The 13,962-nt window shown below is 72.4% G+C and carries 12 protein-coding genes and 1 tRNA gene; 6 read left to right on the top strand and 7 right to left on the bottom strand.

Translation table 11 applies throughout. From position 1 onward, the window contains the following. Positions 1-10: 10 nt before the first annotated feature. A complete protein-coding gene (locus tag E8D34_RS03765) occupies positions 11-721 on the top strand; it encodes an HNH endonuclease family protein (RefSeq protein ID WP_136593238.1) in 711 nt (236 codons plus the stop codon). A 24-nt stretch (positions 722-745) separates the two neighbouring features. Here E8D34_RS03765 and E8D34_RS03760 read toward each other — a convergent pair whose 3' ends face one another. From E8D34_RS03760 to E8D34_RS03735, 6 genes are all read right to left on the bottom strand, one after another. Beyond that, the gene (locus tag E8D34_RS03760) at positions 746-1,777 is read right to left on the bottom strand and encodes a 4Fe-4S dicluster domain-containing protein (RefSeq protein WP_136593237.1); all 1,032 of its coding nucleotides are present in this window, start codon (positions 1,775-1,777) and stop codon (positions 746-748) included. A gap of 3 nt (positions 1,778-1,780) precedes the next feature. After that, on the bottom strand, positions 1,781-2,404 hold the full coding sequence (locus E8D34_RS03755) for a molecular chaperone TorD family protein (protein WP_136593236.1): 624 nt from the start codon (positions 2,402-2,404) through the stop codon (positions 1,781-1,783). 5 nt (positions 2,405-2,409) lie between these two features. After that, positions 2,410-3,498, bottom strand: coding sequence for a DmsC/YnfH family molybdoenzyme membrane anchor subunit (locus tag E8D34_RS03750; protein ID WP_136593235.1), 1,089 nt, complete (start codon positions 3,496-3,498; stop codon positions 2,410-2,412). A 12-nt stretch (positions 3,499-3,510) separates the two neighbouring features. Beyond that, entirely contained in the window at positions 3,511-4,227 is a 717-nt protein-coding gene (locus E8D34_RS03745) for a DMSO/selenate family reductase complex B subunit (RefSeq protein WP_136593234.1), read from the bottom strand. A gap of 32 nt (positions 4,228-4,259) precedes the next feature. Then, positions 4,260-6,836 (bottom strand): DMSO/selenate family reductase complex A subunit, encoded by a 2,577-nt coding sequence (locus E8D34_RS03740; RefSeq protein ID WP_136593233.1) that lies wholly within the window; start codon positions 6,834-6,836, stop codon positions 4,260-4,262. A 113-nt stretch (positions 6,837-6,949) separates the two neighbouring features. Beyond that, positions 6,950-7,603, bottom strand: a complete 654-nt coding sequence (locus tag E8D34_RS03735; protein ID WP_168929317.1) for a molecular chaperone TorD family protein — start codon at positions 7,601-7,603, stop codon at positions 6,950-6,952. A gap of 142 nt (positions 7,604-7,745) precedes the next feature. Between E8D34_RS03735 and E8D34_RS03730 the strand changes: the two genes are divergently transcribed. Next, positions 7,746-8,213, top strand: coding sequence for an META domain-containing protein (locus E8D34_RS03730; RefSeq protein WP_136593231.1), 468 nt, complete (start codon positions 7,746-7,748; stop codon positions 8,211-8,213). A 109-nt stretch (positions 8,214-8,322) separates the two neighbouring features. On the opposite strand, the gene E8D34_RS03725 is transcribed toward E8D34_RS03730, so the two are convergent. Further along, positions 8,323-8,395 (bottom strand) — tRNA-Arg (locus E8D34_RS03725). 86 nt (positions 8,396-8,481) lie between these two features. Here E8D34_RS03725 and argS point away from each other — a divergent pair. The 4 genes from argS to thrC are packed head-to-tail and all read left to right on the top strand — an operon-like array spanning position 8,482 to position 13,960. Beyond that, entirely contained in the window at positions 8,482-10,149 is a 1,668-nt protein-coding gene (argS, locus tag E8D34_RS03720; protein ID WP_136593230.1) for an arginine--tRNA ligase, read from the top strand. 16 nt (positions 10,150-10,165) lie between these two features. Next, on the top strand, positions 10,166-11,557 hold the full coding sequence (lysA, locus tag E8D34_RS03715; protein WP_136593229.1) for a diaminopimelate decarboxylase: 1,392 nt from the start codon (positions 10,166-10,168) through the stop codon (positions 11,555-11,557). After that, positions 11,547-12,887 carry a homoserine dehydrogenase gene (locus E8D34_RS03710; protein WP_136593228.1) on the top strand — a complete coding sequence of 447 codons (1,341 nt, stop codon included), beginning with the start codon at positions 11,547-11,549 and terminating at the stop codon, positions 12,885-12,887. Before lysA ends, E8D34_RS03710 begins: the two co-directional genes overlap by 11 nt. A 2-nt stretch (positions 12,888-12,889) precedes the next feature. Beyond that, positions 12,890-13,960, top strand: coding sequence for a threonine synthase (gene thrC / locus E8D34_RS03705; protein WP_136593227.1), 1,071 nt, complete (start codon positions 12,890-12,892; stop codon positions 13,958-13,960). The last annotated feature ends 2 nt before the right edge of the window (positions 13,961-13,962 follow it).

Here is a 13,962-nt window from a genome sequence, read left to right as displayed (position 1 = left end):
GGGTCGGCCCGTGGGGTGGCAGAGGGCTGTGCGGGTGATCCTGGTCGCGGCGGGCGCGGGGGTGGCCCTGACGACGTACGCCGGCGGCTGCTCGACCTCGGAGCCGGGGACGCCGGGATCCGCGACGACGCCGGTGCCGGCCGCGACCCGCACCGAGGCCGCGGCGCACCTCGACGGGCTCGGCCGGGTCGACCGACACCCGCGCGAGCTGCCGGACTACCGGCGCGAGGCGTTCGGGCGGGCCTGGGCCGACCTCGACGGCAACGGGTGCAACCAGCGCGACGACGTGCTGGTCCGCGATGCCGTGCGCGGCACGACCACCGTCGCCCCGCAGGGCTCCTGCGACCACGACGTCCTGGCCGGCACGTGGATCGACCCCTACACCGGTGCCACGCTGGTCCTCGACGACCTCAAGGACCTGCGTCAGGCCCAGGCGATCCAGATCGACCACGTGGTCCCGCTCGCGGAGGCCTGGCGCTCCGGTGCGGCCGCCTGGTCCGCCGACCGGCGCGAGGCCTACGCCAACGACCTGGGCGTGCTGCTCGCCGTGGACGGCCCGACGAACGCCGCGAAGGGCGACGACGACCCGGCCTCCTGGCGGCCGCGGCAGACCTACCAGTGCGAGTACGCAGTGCGCTGGGTGACGACGAAGTACCGCTGGGGCCTCGCCGCGGACGCGAGCGAGGTGCGGGCGCTGCGGGAGATGCTCGACAGCTGCTGACCCGACCCGACGCCGGCCATCGCGTCAGCCGGGTGACTGCCCGCCCGAGCGTCGACCGGTGCGGACCACGGAACCGAACGGGTTCGCCCGGCGGTAGGCGCAGGGCGAGCACAGCGGGCCCTCGTCGGCCGGGTGCCGGGCGCCGCAGCGGGTGCAGGCGTTGGTCTCGACCCGGGCCAGCACGACCCCCGAGGCATCAGCGAGGTCGAGCAGCGAGAGCCCGCCGGCGTCGGCCAGGGCGCTCTCCGGGCACAGCCGGACACACTCCTGCTCGCCGCGGCAGTCCGCGGGACGGTGGCGCAGCACGGAGGATCCCTCCAGGTCGGTCAGCCGGAGCGCGTCGTGCGGGCACGCCTGCACGCAGACCCCGCACGCGATGCAGCCGGTCGCGACCAGCCGCGCCGCGACGGCCGACTCCCGCTCCGCCACCGGCTCGCCCGGAGCGGCAGACCCGGCCCCGCCGGCTCGCTCGGGGACCGGCGGCGCCGGGACGGGCGCTGGGGGTGTCGCGTCCGGCAGTGGTCGTGCCCTGCCCTCGCGGCGCAGCACTGCGAGGGCGGCGAGGCCCCGCCCGGCCTCGTCCAGCGTGAGGTCGAACGGCGGCTGCGCGGCCCGTCCCAGTCCGAGCAGCCGCCTGCGCGAGACCGTCGGCCGATCGCTGGCTCGCCCGTCGGCGAGGCTGAACGTCGGCCCGCTGCGCCGCGCCCGTCGCGGCCGCCCGGTGGACCCGTGGGTCACGCCGTCGAGGACCCTCGCCCACTGGGCTGCGCGCGCGGCCGCGCGGGCCGGGTGCTGCGGGCACGGTGTCACCCGCACCTCGCGGACGCCGCAGGCCAGCAGCTGCGCCGGCAGGCCGACGTCCACGGAGTCCAGGCACCCCGGCAGCAACACGCAGACCGCTCCGACCGGGACGCGCGTGTCGGCGGCGTGGACGCAGGCCAGGACCGCCGCCTCCGGCGCGCCGGTGGCCAGGACCCACCGGGCCAGCTCCCGGCCCCGGTCGGTCTGCTCGGAGGGCTGGTCGGCGGTCTGGTCGGCGGTCTGGTCGGCGGGCACGCCTCACCGGCCCCCGGCGGCGGAGGTCGCGACGAGCGCCGCCATCGAGTCCAGCACGCCGACCGCGAGGTCGGGGAGCGCCCGCATCGGCGGTGTGGTGGCGCGCGCCCGGATCGCCTCCAGGGCGTCGCCGGCGAACCGGTCGAGGTGGGTGGTGGCGAAGTCGAGGATCTCGTCCTCCGGCCGCGGACCGCCCCGCTGCCCGACTGGCCGGGGGTCTCGCTCGAGCCGCGCGGCGAGGTGCGCGAGGTACATCAGCTCCCGGGAGATGTGATCGGCCGGGCACGCGCCGACGTGCGCGCGTCGCACGCCGGCGGCCGCGTAGCGCTGCTCGAGGGCGGTCACGAGCTGGTCCGCGCCGCCGGGGAGGTCGACCCACTCGGACTCGCGGAGCGGGACCGGGTCGGCCCCGGGCTCGAAGAGCCGGGCCCAGTCGGCGCGGACCTCGGCCAGCCCGAACGGCTCGGCGAGGGTACGCAGGCCGAGCATCGTGGCCGGGTCGCGGATCGGCCAGGACTGCCGGCCGGTCGGGTCGGCGAGCCGACCCAGGAACGCGTCGTCGGGCGGCGTGATCAGGAGTCGCGCGACCGCGAAGCCCGCGGCCGCGACGCCGGCGCCGGTATCCACTCGCGTCAGATCCCGACCCGGATCTGGGTCGTGTAGTGCAGCGTGCGGCCCAGCAGCTCGCTGGCCAGCGCCATCGCGAAGCAGAGCAGGACCAGCAGGGCCAGGGAGCGGGCCTGCGCCAGGGGCGTGGTCTCGGCCATCCGGTAGACGAAGACGCCGAGGACGACCGCGGTGAGGCCGAGCAGGACCAGGCGGATCCACAGCATCGGGCCGTCGGTCATCTCATCGAGCGTGGCCTGCGCCGCCGCGTCGCCCCGGCCCAGGTCGGCCAGGTAGACCGGGTAGACCACGAGGATCGCCACGGCCGTCGCGGCGCCGACGGCCGCGATCGCCCGGAGGATGCGTACGGTCAGCTGCCACTCCTCCTCGGTGGTGGGGGCGTTGATCTCGGCGACGCGGGCGCGGGTCTGGACCGCGATCCCGCCCTTGGTGCCGCCGGCGTCCGCGCCGCCGCCGGAGCCGGTGGCACTGGTCTCGGTCCCCGGGTCGGCGCCGGTCGCTGGCCCGGCCTCCGGGGCAGCGCCGCCCGTGCCGTCCGCGTCGGCGGCCCGGGATGCATGCCAGGCGCGGACGACGGTGGTCACCATGATCGCCGCGCCCACCGCCAGCGCCCCGAGGAGCACCGTGGTGGCGAAGAAGAAGAAGGGCACCTCCCACGTGCGCCAGGCGGGCACGGTGCGCAGCGAGTAGTAGACCATCGACTGAGCCCAGACCAGCCCGATCCCGAGCAGCGCGGCGACGAACGCCACCACCTGCCGCATCGTCCGGCTGCCGATCTGGAACCAGGCCAGCAGCGCGAACAGGAACCCCACGCCGGCGAAGGCGACGCCGAAGAGGATCTCCCTGGTCAGCCACGAGGAGTTCCAGTGGCGGATCACGTTGAGGGTGTGGGTGATGTCGTGCATGTGCAGGGTCGAGACCGCCAGGCCGAAGACCAGGGCCGGGCCGATCGCGTAGAGCACCGGGTCGATCACCCGGTCGGGCTTCGGCTTGCCGAGGGTGGCCAGGAACACCACGCCGAGCGCGAGGAAGGTGCCGACGGCCATCTGTGTGAAGACCGTGAACAGCACCATCGGGAGGTCGTGCAGGCTCATCTGAGCTCCTCCTCAGATCTCGTCGGGGTTGGCGATGTGGCCCGACGCGTGGTCCCACGGCTCGGAGTCGCGGTGCGGCGTGATCACCAGGTGTGGATCGGTGAGGCTCGGGTCGGGCAACGGCGCCAGACCACTCTGGTCGCCGTACTGATCCCGGAGGTCGGCGATCGGTCCCCAGTCGAGCGCCCGGGACGGGCAGGCGGCGACGCAGGCCGGGGTCAGCCCCTCGGAGCGGTAGTCGAAGCACAGGTCGCACTTGGTCATGTGCCCGATCTCGGCGTTGAACTGCGGGGCGCTGTAGGGGCACGCCCACTCGCAGTACCGGCAGCCGACGCACTTGTCGTCGTCGACGTACACCGTCCCGTCCTCGCGCTTGGTCATCGCCGTGGTGGGGCACACCTCGACGCAGATCGGGTCCTCGCAGTGGTTGCAGGCGATCGAGGTGTAGTACGTGAAGACGTCCTGGGTGACGGTGTTGTCGTCGGAGAGCATCCAGGAGCCGCCGGAGTACTCGACCACGCGTCGCCACATGACGCCTTCGGGAAGGTCGTGCTTGTCGTTGCACGCGATGCCGCAGGCCTTGCAGCCGGTGCACAGGGACTGGTCGAAGTAGAAGCCGTAGTCGGCGCCCGCCTCGGTCTGGTTGTCGGTCCTGGTGATGGTCCCGGTCCCGCTGACGGACTCGTTGGGGCTCGTCGGCGACGGGGAGGGGGTCGGTGTCTCGGTCATCTCTGGCTCCTCGGACGATCAGGCGATGCCGGTCATGCCTTGACGACGTTCGCGGCGACGGTGTGCGCCGCGTTGCCCTTGGCCAGCGCCGAGGGGTGCAGGGACGTCAGCGTGTTGGTGTTGCCGCCGACGTCGACCGGATGGTCCGGGTTGGCGCCGTCCGGTGGCTCCACCTCGTCGGCGCCCTTGGGGTCGAACCAGGCACCCTGCGGCACCGAGATCACGCCCGGCATCACCCGTTCGGTGACGCGGGCCTCGAGCTTGATCGTGCCCCGGTCGTTGTAGACGAAGACCTGGTCGCCGTTGTCGATCCCGCGGTCCGCGGCATCGAGGGTGTTGATCCACGCGGTCTGGTGGTGCGCCGCCTTGAGCCAGTCGACGTTGCCGTAGGAGGAGTGCGTGCGGCCCTTGAAGTGGTGGCCGATCACCTGGAACGGGTACTCCTCGGAGGCGCGTGTCTCCAGCGGACCCTCCCAGGTCTCGACGTACTCGGGGAGGGGGACCAGGCGGTCGCCCGCCTTCTCCTCGTGGAAGACGCCGAACTGCCACTTCTCGGCCATCGCCGCCAGTCGGTCGGAGTAGATCTCGATCTTCCCCGACGGGGTGGGCAGGGGGTTCGCCTTCGGGTTCTTGCGGAAGTCGGCCAGGGAGACCGCCGGACCCATGTCGCGACGGTAGATGCCCATCGCCTTCCACTCGTCGTAGTCGGGGAGCTCCGGATCGATCTCGCGGCTCTGCTTGATCGCCTCGCGCAGCCACTCCTCGCGGGTCTTGCCGCCGGTGAACTTCTCCTTGGTGCCGAGGCGGTCGGCCAGGTCGGTGCAGATGTCGAACACGGTCCGGCACTCGTAGAGCGGCTCGATCGCCTGGCTGGAGATGATCCCGTACGCCATCGGGCCGCCGTTCTCGCCGGGGTGGATGTCGTCCTCCTCGGCCGTGGAGGTCCCGGGCAGGATGTAGTCGGCGTACCGCGCGGAGACCGTGTACTGGATGTCGCAGACGACGATCAGCTCGCACATCGTGTCGTCCTGGAGGATCTTGATCGAGGCGTTGTTGTCGCCGGTCTGGTTGACGATCGAGTTGCCCGAGTACTGCCAGACCATCTTGATCGGCACCTCGAGGCGGATGTTGGTCGCGTTGCCCTGCTCGTCGACCGGCACCTCACCGTCGCGGATCCCGGGGCCGGGCTTCCTCAGCACGCCGGCGTTGAACGTGTCCAGCTGCTCGCCGTACTGGATGGCGTCGAGCCAGCCGAAGACCGAGATGATCTTCTCCGAGGGATTGATCAGCTCGCTGCCGAACGGCTCGGCGATGGAGAGGTACTGGGCTCCCTCGCGGGCCCCCGTCCCGCCGCCCGGTACGCCGACGTTGCCGGTGGCGGCGGCCAGCAGGAAGATCGCCCGCGCCGAGTTCTCGCCGTTGGCGTGGCGCTGCGGACCCCAGCCCTGGGTGATCGCGCACGGCTTGGCGCCGGCGATCTCCCGGGCGAGCTGGCGGATCCGGCTCGCCGGGACGCCGGTGATGTCGGCCGCCCACTCCGGCGTCTTCTCGGTGGTGTCGGGACCCTTGCCCTCGAGATAGGCGCGGTAGGAGGAGTTCTTGGGCGCGCCCTCGGGCAGGGTCTTCTCGTCGAAGCCGACGCAGTACTTGTCGAGGAACTCCTGGTCGTGGAGGTCCTCGGTGACCATCACGTGGAGCAGGCCGGCGACCAGGGCTGCGTCGGTGCCGGGCCGCAGCGGGACCCACTCGTCGCCCAGCAGCGCCGCGGTCTCGGAGTAGCGGGGGTCGACGATGATCGTCTTCACGCCGTGCTCGACCTTGGTCTGCTGGGAGACCAGAAGCTGGCCGCCGCCGGACATCCGGGTCTCCAGCGGGTTGTTGCCGAACATCACCTGGAGCTCGGAGTTCTTGACGTCGTCGAAGGTGTTCCCGTCGACCCAGGTGCCGTAGAAGTAGGGGTAGGCGGCCGTGATCTCGGTCGTCGAGTAGTCCGCGTAGTGGTCCAGGTAGCCGCCCCAGGTGTTCATCAGCCGGGCGAACGGGCTCTTGTCGGGCGGCCAGGACTTCGCCATCACCGAGCCGAGGGTCCCGGTGCCGTAGTTGATGTAGAACGCCTCGTTGCCGAACCGGGCCTTGATGTCCTTCATCTTCTCGGCGATCTCGTCGAGCGCCTGGTCCCAGGAGATCGTCTCCCACTCCTCGTCGCCGCGCTTCGTGCCCGGCTTGCGCTTCATCGGCTTCTTCAGCCGGTCCGGGTTGTAGATCCGGTGCCGGATGGAGCGGCCGCGCACGCACGCGCGGACCTGCTGGCTGCCGATCTCGTTGGTGCCGGTGTTGTCCGGCAGCACCCGGACGATGGTGCCGTCCTCCACCTGCAGCCGCACGGGACAGCGCGAGCCGCAGTTCACGGTGCACGCCGACCAGACGAAGGTCGCCTCCTCGGCCGAGCCCGCCGCGGCCGCGGCCGGGCCCGACCCGGGCATCCCGAGCTCGGTGACCACCGGCACCAGGGCCGCGGTGCCGCCGACGGCTGCGGACCACTTCAGGAAGGTACGCCGGTCGGTCCCGCTCGCGGCATCGTCCGGGGCATCGGTGTGGTTGATCGACATGGGACGTTCCTCCGAGTAGGACGAGCCACCAATCGCCCCACCTGTGTATCACCGCCCGTCGGCGGTGACCAGACCCCCGGCGCCCGGGTCGGCGAGCGGTCGGGCACCGAGGGTCAGCGGTCCGCGGCGCTCCCGGTGGCGTCCTCCGCGGGCAGCCCGAAGGCGGCGCGGGCGGAGTCCAACGCTCCCGAGGAGAGCAGCGCTATGCCGGCCATGAAGTCGGTCCGGGCCGTGGTCGCGGCCCGGACGAGCATCGCCGGCGCCCACGGCAGCAGGTGCTCGACGAGGAACGCCCGCGCCGGCTCGAGCGCCGCCTCGGCGACCGCGTCGTCGGGGGATCCGATCGCCCGCAGGACGGCCTGCGCCACGAAGTCGAACTCCAGCCCGATGTGGTCGTCCGGCTCGAGGTTCAGCCGCGGCGCCTGGAGCCCGATCGCCCGGTAGGACTCGCGCACCTGGAGCGTGGCGGTGTCGAAGACCAGGCGGTCCTGCCCGCGGTGCACGGACTCGTACGGTGCGACCAGGGCGACGGCCGAGACGCCGTACAGGCGGTCGTGGTCGGCGCGGACCGCGGCGGCGTCCTCGCCGGCGTCGCGGGAGCGCCGCAGCCGGTCGAGCCCGGCGGCCGCACCCGGCGTGCCGGGAAGCGGCCACTCGTCGAGCAGGCCGGTGATCGAGGCCAGCGCCTCGTCCGACGGCGGCTCGCGGTGCAGCCGGCCGAGCACCGCGAACGCCGCGGCGTGGTTCTCCCAGTACGCCCGATCCAACGCGATCAGTCCTCCCGGTCGCCGAGGCGGTGGTGGCTCACCCTGCCACAGCCACCCGCGATGTCGCCCGGCCCTTCCGTCAGGCGTCGCGGTGGGCGATGATCACGGACGGGGCGCGAAGCCCCGTCCTGGAGGTGGGCACATGCGGGGAGCACCGATCGGCCCGGTGGCGGTGCTGCTCGCGGCGCTGCTGCTCGGAGGATGTGGCGACGGGGAGTCGGAGGAGGCCACCGACACGGCGTCCGCCAGCCCGAGCGAGGGGTCGCCGGGGGCGGTGAGCGTGGACGAGCTCGACGGCAGCATCTACCAGTCCACCTCGGTCGAGGGGCACGAGCTGGTGCCGAGGACCCGGGTGTCGATCTCCTTCAAGGCCGGGTCGATGTCGGTGGTCGCCGGCTGCAACACGCTGTTCGGCGACTACGAGGTCGAGGACGGGACGCTGCGGTGGACCGCGGAGCCGGCCTCGACCATGAGGGGATGCCCGGACGACCTCGCCGCCCAGGACGCGTGGCTGGTGGAGCTGCTGGACGCGGGGGTGGCCGCCACGCTCGACGGCACGGTGCTCACGTTGACCGGGGACGGCGTCACCATCACCCTCGAGCACTCCTGACGGCGCCGGCCAGTGCCGGCCGGTGCCGGGCCAGCGCCGAAAAACGAGGGAGCCGGACCCACGTGGTCGTGGATCCGGCTCCTCGGCGAGGTCGTACGACCTCCCGATGCGCCTCCGGCAGGATTCGAACCTGCGACACCTGGTACCGGAAACCAGTGCTCTATCCCCTGAGCTACGGAGGCATCCGCGCCACCTCAGCGGCGCGCGCCGAACACTACAGGGCCATCTCGGTGCGAGAGAAACCGGCACGCGCCGATAGGCTGGCGGGGTGACCCCAGAGCAGCTCTCCACCACGATCGTCGGCACTCTCGAGGCGCTTGTCGCGGAGGGTGCGCTCACCCTGCCCGACGGCCTCCCGACCAGCGTGACGGTGGAGCGACCCCGGCAGAAGGGGCACGGCGACTACGCCACCAACGTCGCGCTGCAGCTGGCCAAGAAGGCCGGCACCAACCCGCGCGCGCTCGGCGAGCTGATCGCCGCCCGGCTGGGCGAGGCCGACGGCATCGCCGGCGTCGAGATCGCCGGCCCGGGCTTCCTCAACATCTCGGTGGAGGCCGGCGCCCAGGGCCGCCTGGCCGGCGAGATCGTGGCCGCCGGGGCGGCGTACGGCCACACCGACACCCTGGCCGGGCAGAAGATCAACGTCGAGTTCATCTCCGCCAACCCGACCGGCCCGCTGCACCTCGGCCACACCCGCTGGGCCGTGCTCGGCGACGCCATCGGCCGGGTGCTGGCGGCCGCCGGTGCCGAGGTGACCCGCGAGTTCTACATCAACGACCGCGGCGTCCAGATGAACAACTTCGCGAGCTCGATCATCGCCGCCGCCCTCGGTGAGCCGACCCCCGAGAGCGGGTACGCCGGCGGTTACATCGACGACCTGGCCAAGGCCGTCGGGGAGGCCAGCCCCGGCATCTTCGAGCTGCCTGCCGACGAGCGCCTCGCCGCGGTCCGCGCCAAGGGCTACGAGCTGCAGCTGAAGGAGCAGCAGGACCAGTTGGCGATGTTCAACACGCACTTCGACGTGTGGTTCTCCGAGCTGTCCCTGCACGACTCGGGGTCGGTGCCCGAGACCCTGGCCCGCCTCAAGGAGCTCGGCCACGTCTTCGAGGACGGCGGCGCGCTGTGGATGCGCACCACCGACTTCGGCGACGACAAGGACCGGGTGCTGATCAAGTCCGATGGCGAGCTGACCTACTTCGCCTCGGACACGGCGTACTACCTGAACAAGCGCACGCGCGGCTACGACCACTGCATCTACCTGCTCGGCGCGGACCACCACGGCTACGTCGGCCGGCTCAAGGCGATGGCCTCCTGCGTCGGCGACGACCCGGAGCAGACCCTGGACGTGCTGATCGGCCAGCTGGTGAAGATCTACCGCGACGGCGCGGAGCTGAAGCTCTCCAAGCGCGCGGGCACGATCGTCACGCTCAACGAGCTGGCCGAGGAGATCGGCGTGGACGCGCTGCGGTACTCCCTGGCGCGCTACCCGGCCGACTCGCCGCTGACCCTGGACGTCGCCGAGATCACCAAGGCCTCCAACGACAACCCGGTCTACTACGTGCAGTACGCCCACGCGCGCACCTGCCGGATGGTCGAGAACGCCCGCGACCTGGGCATGGCGCTCCCCGAGGAGTTCGACCCCTCGCTGCTCGGCCACGAGCGCGACGGCGAGCTGCTGCGCGCCCTGGCGGAGTTCCCGCGGGTCGTGGCCAGCGCTGCGGAGCTGCGCGAGCCGCACCGCATCGCCCGCTACCTGGAGGACACCGCCTCGGTGTTCAACAAGTGGTACGACACCAAGGAGTGCCGGATGCTGCCGCAGGGCGACGAGCCCGTCGGCCCGGAGAACCTGGCCCGGCTGGTGCTGGTGGTCGCCGTGCAGACCGTGATCGCCAACGGCCTCGACCTGCTCGGCGTCACCGCGCCCGAGCGCATGTGAGCGCGGGGGAGAGCAGATGACCCACGAGGCCGGCTGGGCGCACGCGCCCGGAGCCCTGCGCGGGCCCGCCTGGCTGAGCGCACCCGCCGACGTCAACGCCCTGGTGCCGCAGCTGTGGTCGAGCACCGCCCACAAGCGCGACGGTGACCTGGTGATCGGTGGCCTGGCGGTCGCCGACCTGGTCGCCGAGCACAACACGCCCGCCTTCGTGCTGGACGAGGAGGACTTCCGGACCCGGGCGTCGGCGTTCCGGGACGCCTTCGCCGGCTGGGACGTCTACTACGCCGGCAAGGCCTTCCTGTGCACCGAGGTGGCGCGCTGGGTCGACCAGGAGGGTCTCTTCCTCGACGTCTGCTCGGCCGGCGAGCTGACGGTGGCGCTGCGTGCCGGCGTCGACCCGGCGAAGATCGGCTATCACGGCAACAACAAGTCGATCAAGGAGCTGCGGCGCGCGGTCGCGATCGGCCTGGGCCGGATCATCGTCGACTCGGTGACCGAGATCGAGCGGCTGGAGATGATCACCCGTGACACCGGGCTGACCGCTCGCGTCATGGTCCGGGTCACCGCGGGCGTCGAGGCGCACACCCACGAGTACATCGCCACCGCGCACGAGGACCAGAAGTTCGGTCTCTCCATCACCTCGGGCGACGCCTTCGAGGCGGTACGCCGCCTCTCGGCCGCGCCGGGGATCGAGCTGCTCGGCCTGCACTCCCACATCGGCAGCCAGATCTTCGACGCCTCCGGCTTCGAGGTCGCCGCCCGCCGGGTGCTCGGGCTGCACGCCCGGGTCCGCGACGAGCTGGGCGTGACGATGCCGGAGATGGACCTGGGCGGCGGCTTCGGCATCGCCTACACGACCCAGGACGACCCCTCCACGCCCAAGGCGCTGGCCGAGGCGATGCGTGCGATCGTCGCCCACGAGTGCCGGGCGCTGGGCGTCGACGAGCCGAGGTTCTCGATCGAGCCCGGCCGGGCCATCGTCGGACCGTCGATGTGCACGGTCTACACCGTGGGCACGGTCAAGCCGGTCACCCTGGACGCGGGCGCGGTGCGCACCTACGTCAGCGTCGACGGCGGGATGAGCGACAACATCCGCACCGCGCTCTACGACGCCGACTACTCCGCGACCCTGGCCGGGCGCGACTCCGACGCGCCGGCGCTGCTGGCCCGGGTGGTCGGCCAGCACTGCGAGGCGGGCGACATCGTGGTCCGCGACGAGTTCCTGCCGGCCGACGTGGCGCCGGGCGACCTGCTCGCGGTGCCCGCGACCGGTGCGTACTGCCGCTCGATGGCCTCGAACTACAACCACGCGCTGCGGCCGCCGGTGATCGCGGTTCGGGACGGTGTCGCGCGTGTGGTCGTGAGGCGGGAGACTGAGGACGACCTGTTGGCGACGGATGTGGGCTGAATTGAGTGAGGGAGACAAGCGGCTGGAGATCCGGCCGCTGAAGGTGGCGGTGCTGGGCTGCGGCTCGGTGGGGTCGCAGGTGATCCGGCTGCTGGGGGAGCAGGCCGCCGACCTGGCGGCACGGGTGGGAGCGCCCGTGGAGCTCGCCGGCGTCGCGGTACGACGGCTCGAGGCCGAGCGCGAGGTCGAGGTGCCCGAGGGGCTGCTGACCACCGACGCGCTGGGCCTGGTGACCCGTGGCGACATCGACCTGGTGGTCGAGGTGATCGGTGGGATCGAGCCGGCGCGCGGCCTGATCCTGGCGGCGCTGGAGAGCGGTGCCTCGGTGGTCACCGCCAACAAGGCGCTGCTCGCCGAGGACGGGCCCACGTTGTTCGAGGCTGCCGAGAAGGCCGGCCGCGACCTCTACTACGAGGCGGCCGTGGCCGGCGCGATCCCGATCCTGCGACCGCTGCGTGAGTCGCTGGCCGGTGACCGCGTGACCCGCGTGCTGGGCATCGTCAACGGCACCACGAACTTCATCCTGGACAAGATGGACACCGCCGGCAGCGGCTTCGAGGAGGCGCTGGAGGAGGCCCAGGCGCTCGGCTACGCCGAGGCCGACCCGACCGCCGACGTCGAGGGCTTCGACGCGGCCGCGAAGGCGGCCATCCTGGCCAGCCTGGCGTTCCACTCCCGGGTGACCGCAGCCGACGTGCACCGCGAGGGGATCACCGACGTCACCGCCGGCGACGTCCGCTCCGCCCGCGAGATGGGCAGCGTGGTCAAGCTGCTGGCGATCGCTGAGCTCGGCACCGACGAGGCCGGCGAGGAGGCCGTCTCGGTGCGCGTGCACCCGGCGATGATCCCCCGCTCGCACCCGCTGGCCAGCGTCCGCGAGGCCTACAACGCGGTGTTCGTGGAGTCCGAGGCCGCCGGCCAGCTGATGTTCTACGGCCCCGGCGCCGGCGGCTCGCCGACGGCGAGCGCGGTCCTCGGCGACCTGGTCACGGTGGCGCGCAACTACCTCGCCGGGACCCGCGGCGCCGGCGAGTCGGCGTACGCCGACCGGGCCGTGCTGTCGATGGGGCAGACCCGCACCCGCTACCACGTCGCGATCGACGTGGACGACCGCGCCGGCGTGCTGGCCACGGTGGCGCACGCCTTCGCCGAGCACGACGTCTCCATCCAGACGGTGCGGCAGGAGGGGCGCGACGACGACGCGCAGCTGGTGGTCGTCTCCCACGAGGCCACCGACGCACAGCTCTCGGCGACGGTCGAGCAGCTGCGGACCATGGACATCGTCCGCGAGGTCACCTCGGTGATGCGGGTCGAAGGAGCCGAGGAGTGAGCATGAGGACGGCGACCGCCCACCAGTGGCGTGGCGTGATCGAGGAGTACCGGCACCTGCTGGACATCCCCGAGGACACTCCCGCGGTCACGCTGCGCGAGGGCGGCACCCCGCTGGTGCACTCCGGCTGGCTCTCCGGCCTCACCGGCGCCGACGTGTGGCTCAAGGTCGAGGGCAACAACCCCACCGGCTCCTTCAAGGACCGGGGGATGACCACCGCGCTCTCGGTCGCGGTCCACGAGGGCGCGAAGGCGACCGTCTGCGCCTCCACCGGCAACACCTCGGCCTCGATGGCCGCCTACGCCGCCAAGGCCGGCGTGACGCCCATCGTGCTGGTGCCCGAGGGCAAGATCGCCGCCGGCAAGATGGCCCAGGCCGTCCTGCACGGCTCCCAGGTGATCCAGGTGCGCGGCAACTTCGACGACTGCCTGAACATGGCCCGCGAGATGGCCGACAAGTACCCGGTCGCGCTGGTCAACTCGGTCAACCCGATCCGGCTGGAGGGCCAGAAGACGGCGGCGTTCGAGATCGTCGACTTCCTCGGCGACGCCCCGGACTTCCACCTGCTCCCGGTCGGCAACGCCGGCAACATCGCGGCGTACTGGCTCGGCTACACGCAGTACGCCGCCGCCGGGCACTCGACCAAGCGCCCGGTGATGCGGGGGTTCCAGGCCGAGGGTGCCGCGCCGCTGGTGACCGGCGAGCCGTTCCCGGAGCCGGAGACCAAGGCCACCGCGATCCGGATCGGCAACCCCGCCTCCTGGAAGCTCGCCGAGGCGGCGCGCGAGGAGTCCGGCGGCCGGTTCGCCGCCGTCTCCGACGACCAGATCCTGGCCGCGCAGAAGGAGCTGGCGCGTCGCGACGGCGTCTTCGTGGAGCCCGGCTCCGCGGCCAGCGTGGCCGGCCTGCTGGCCGAGCTCGCGGCGGGGGAGTCCTACCGCGGTGCGACCCTGGCGCTGACGGTGACGGGTCACGGCCTGAAGGACATCGCGACCGCGCTGGAGGGCCTGGAGCTGCCGACCATCGTCGTCGACGCCGACGTGGACGCGGCCGCGGCCGCCGCCGGGCTCTGAGC

Origin of the sequence: Nocardioides sp. GY 10113, assembly GCF_004919105.1 — a bacterium.
Classification (GTDB): Bacteria; Actinomycetota; Actinomycetes; order Propionibacteriales; family Nocardioidaceae; genus Nocardioides.
The sequence above is the reverse complement of the archived record's forward strand: the minus strand, read 5'-3'. Positions and strand labels throughout refer to the sequence as shown.

What these genes read in the sequence shown, in the direction of transcription:
- E8D34_RS03750 (WP_136593235.1), bottom strand. Translation starts at nt 3,498, where the DNA reads ATGAGCCTGCACGACCTCCCGATGGTGCTGTTCACGGTCTTCACACAG.
- E8D34_RS03745 (WP_136593234.1), bottom strand. Translation starts at nt 4,227, where the DNA reads ATGACCGAGACACCGACCCCCTCCCCGTCGCCGACGAGCCCCAACGAG.
- E8D34_RS03740 (WP_136593233.1), bottom strand. Translation starts at nt 6,836, where the DNA reads ATGTCGATCAACCACACCGATGCCCCGGACGATGCCGCGAGCGGGACC.
- E8D34_RS03730 (WP_136593231.1), top strand. Translation starts at nt 7,746, where the DNA reads ATGCGGGGAGCACCGATCGGCCCGGTGGCGGTGCTGCTCGCGGCGCTG.
- lysA (WP_136593229.1), top strand. Translation starts at nt 10,166, where the DNA reads ATGACCCACGAGGCCGGCTGGGCGCACGCGCCCGGAGCCCTGCGCGGG.
- E8D34_RS03710 (WP_136593228.1), top strand. Translation starts at nt 11,547, where the DNA reads ATGTGGGCTGAATTGAGTGAGGGAGACAAGCGGCTGGAGATCCGGCCG.
- thrC (WP_136593227.1), top strand. Translation starts at nt 12,890, where the DNA reads ATGAGGACGGCGACCGCCCACCAGTGGCGTGGCGTGATCGAGGAGTAC.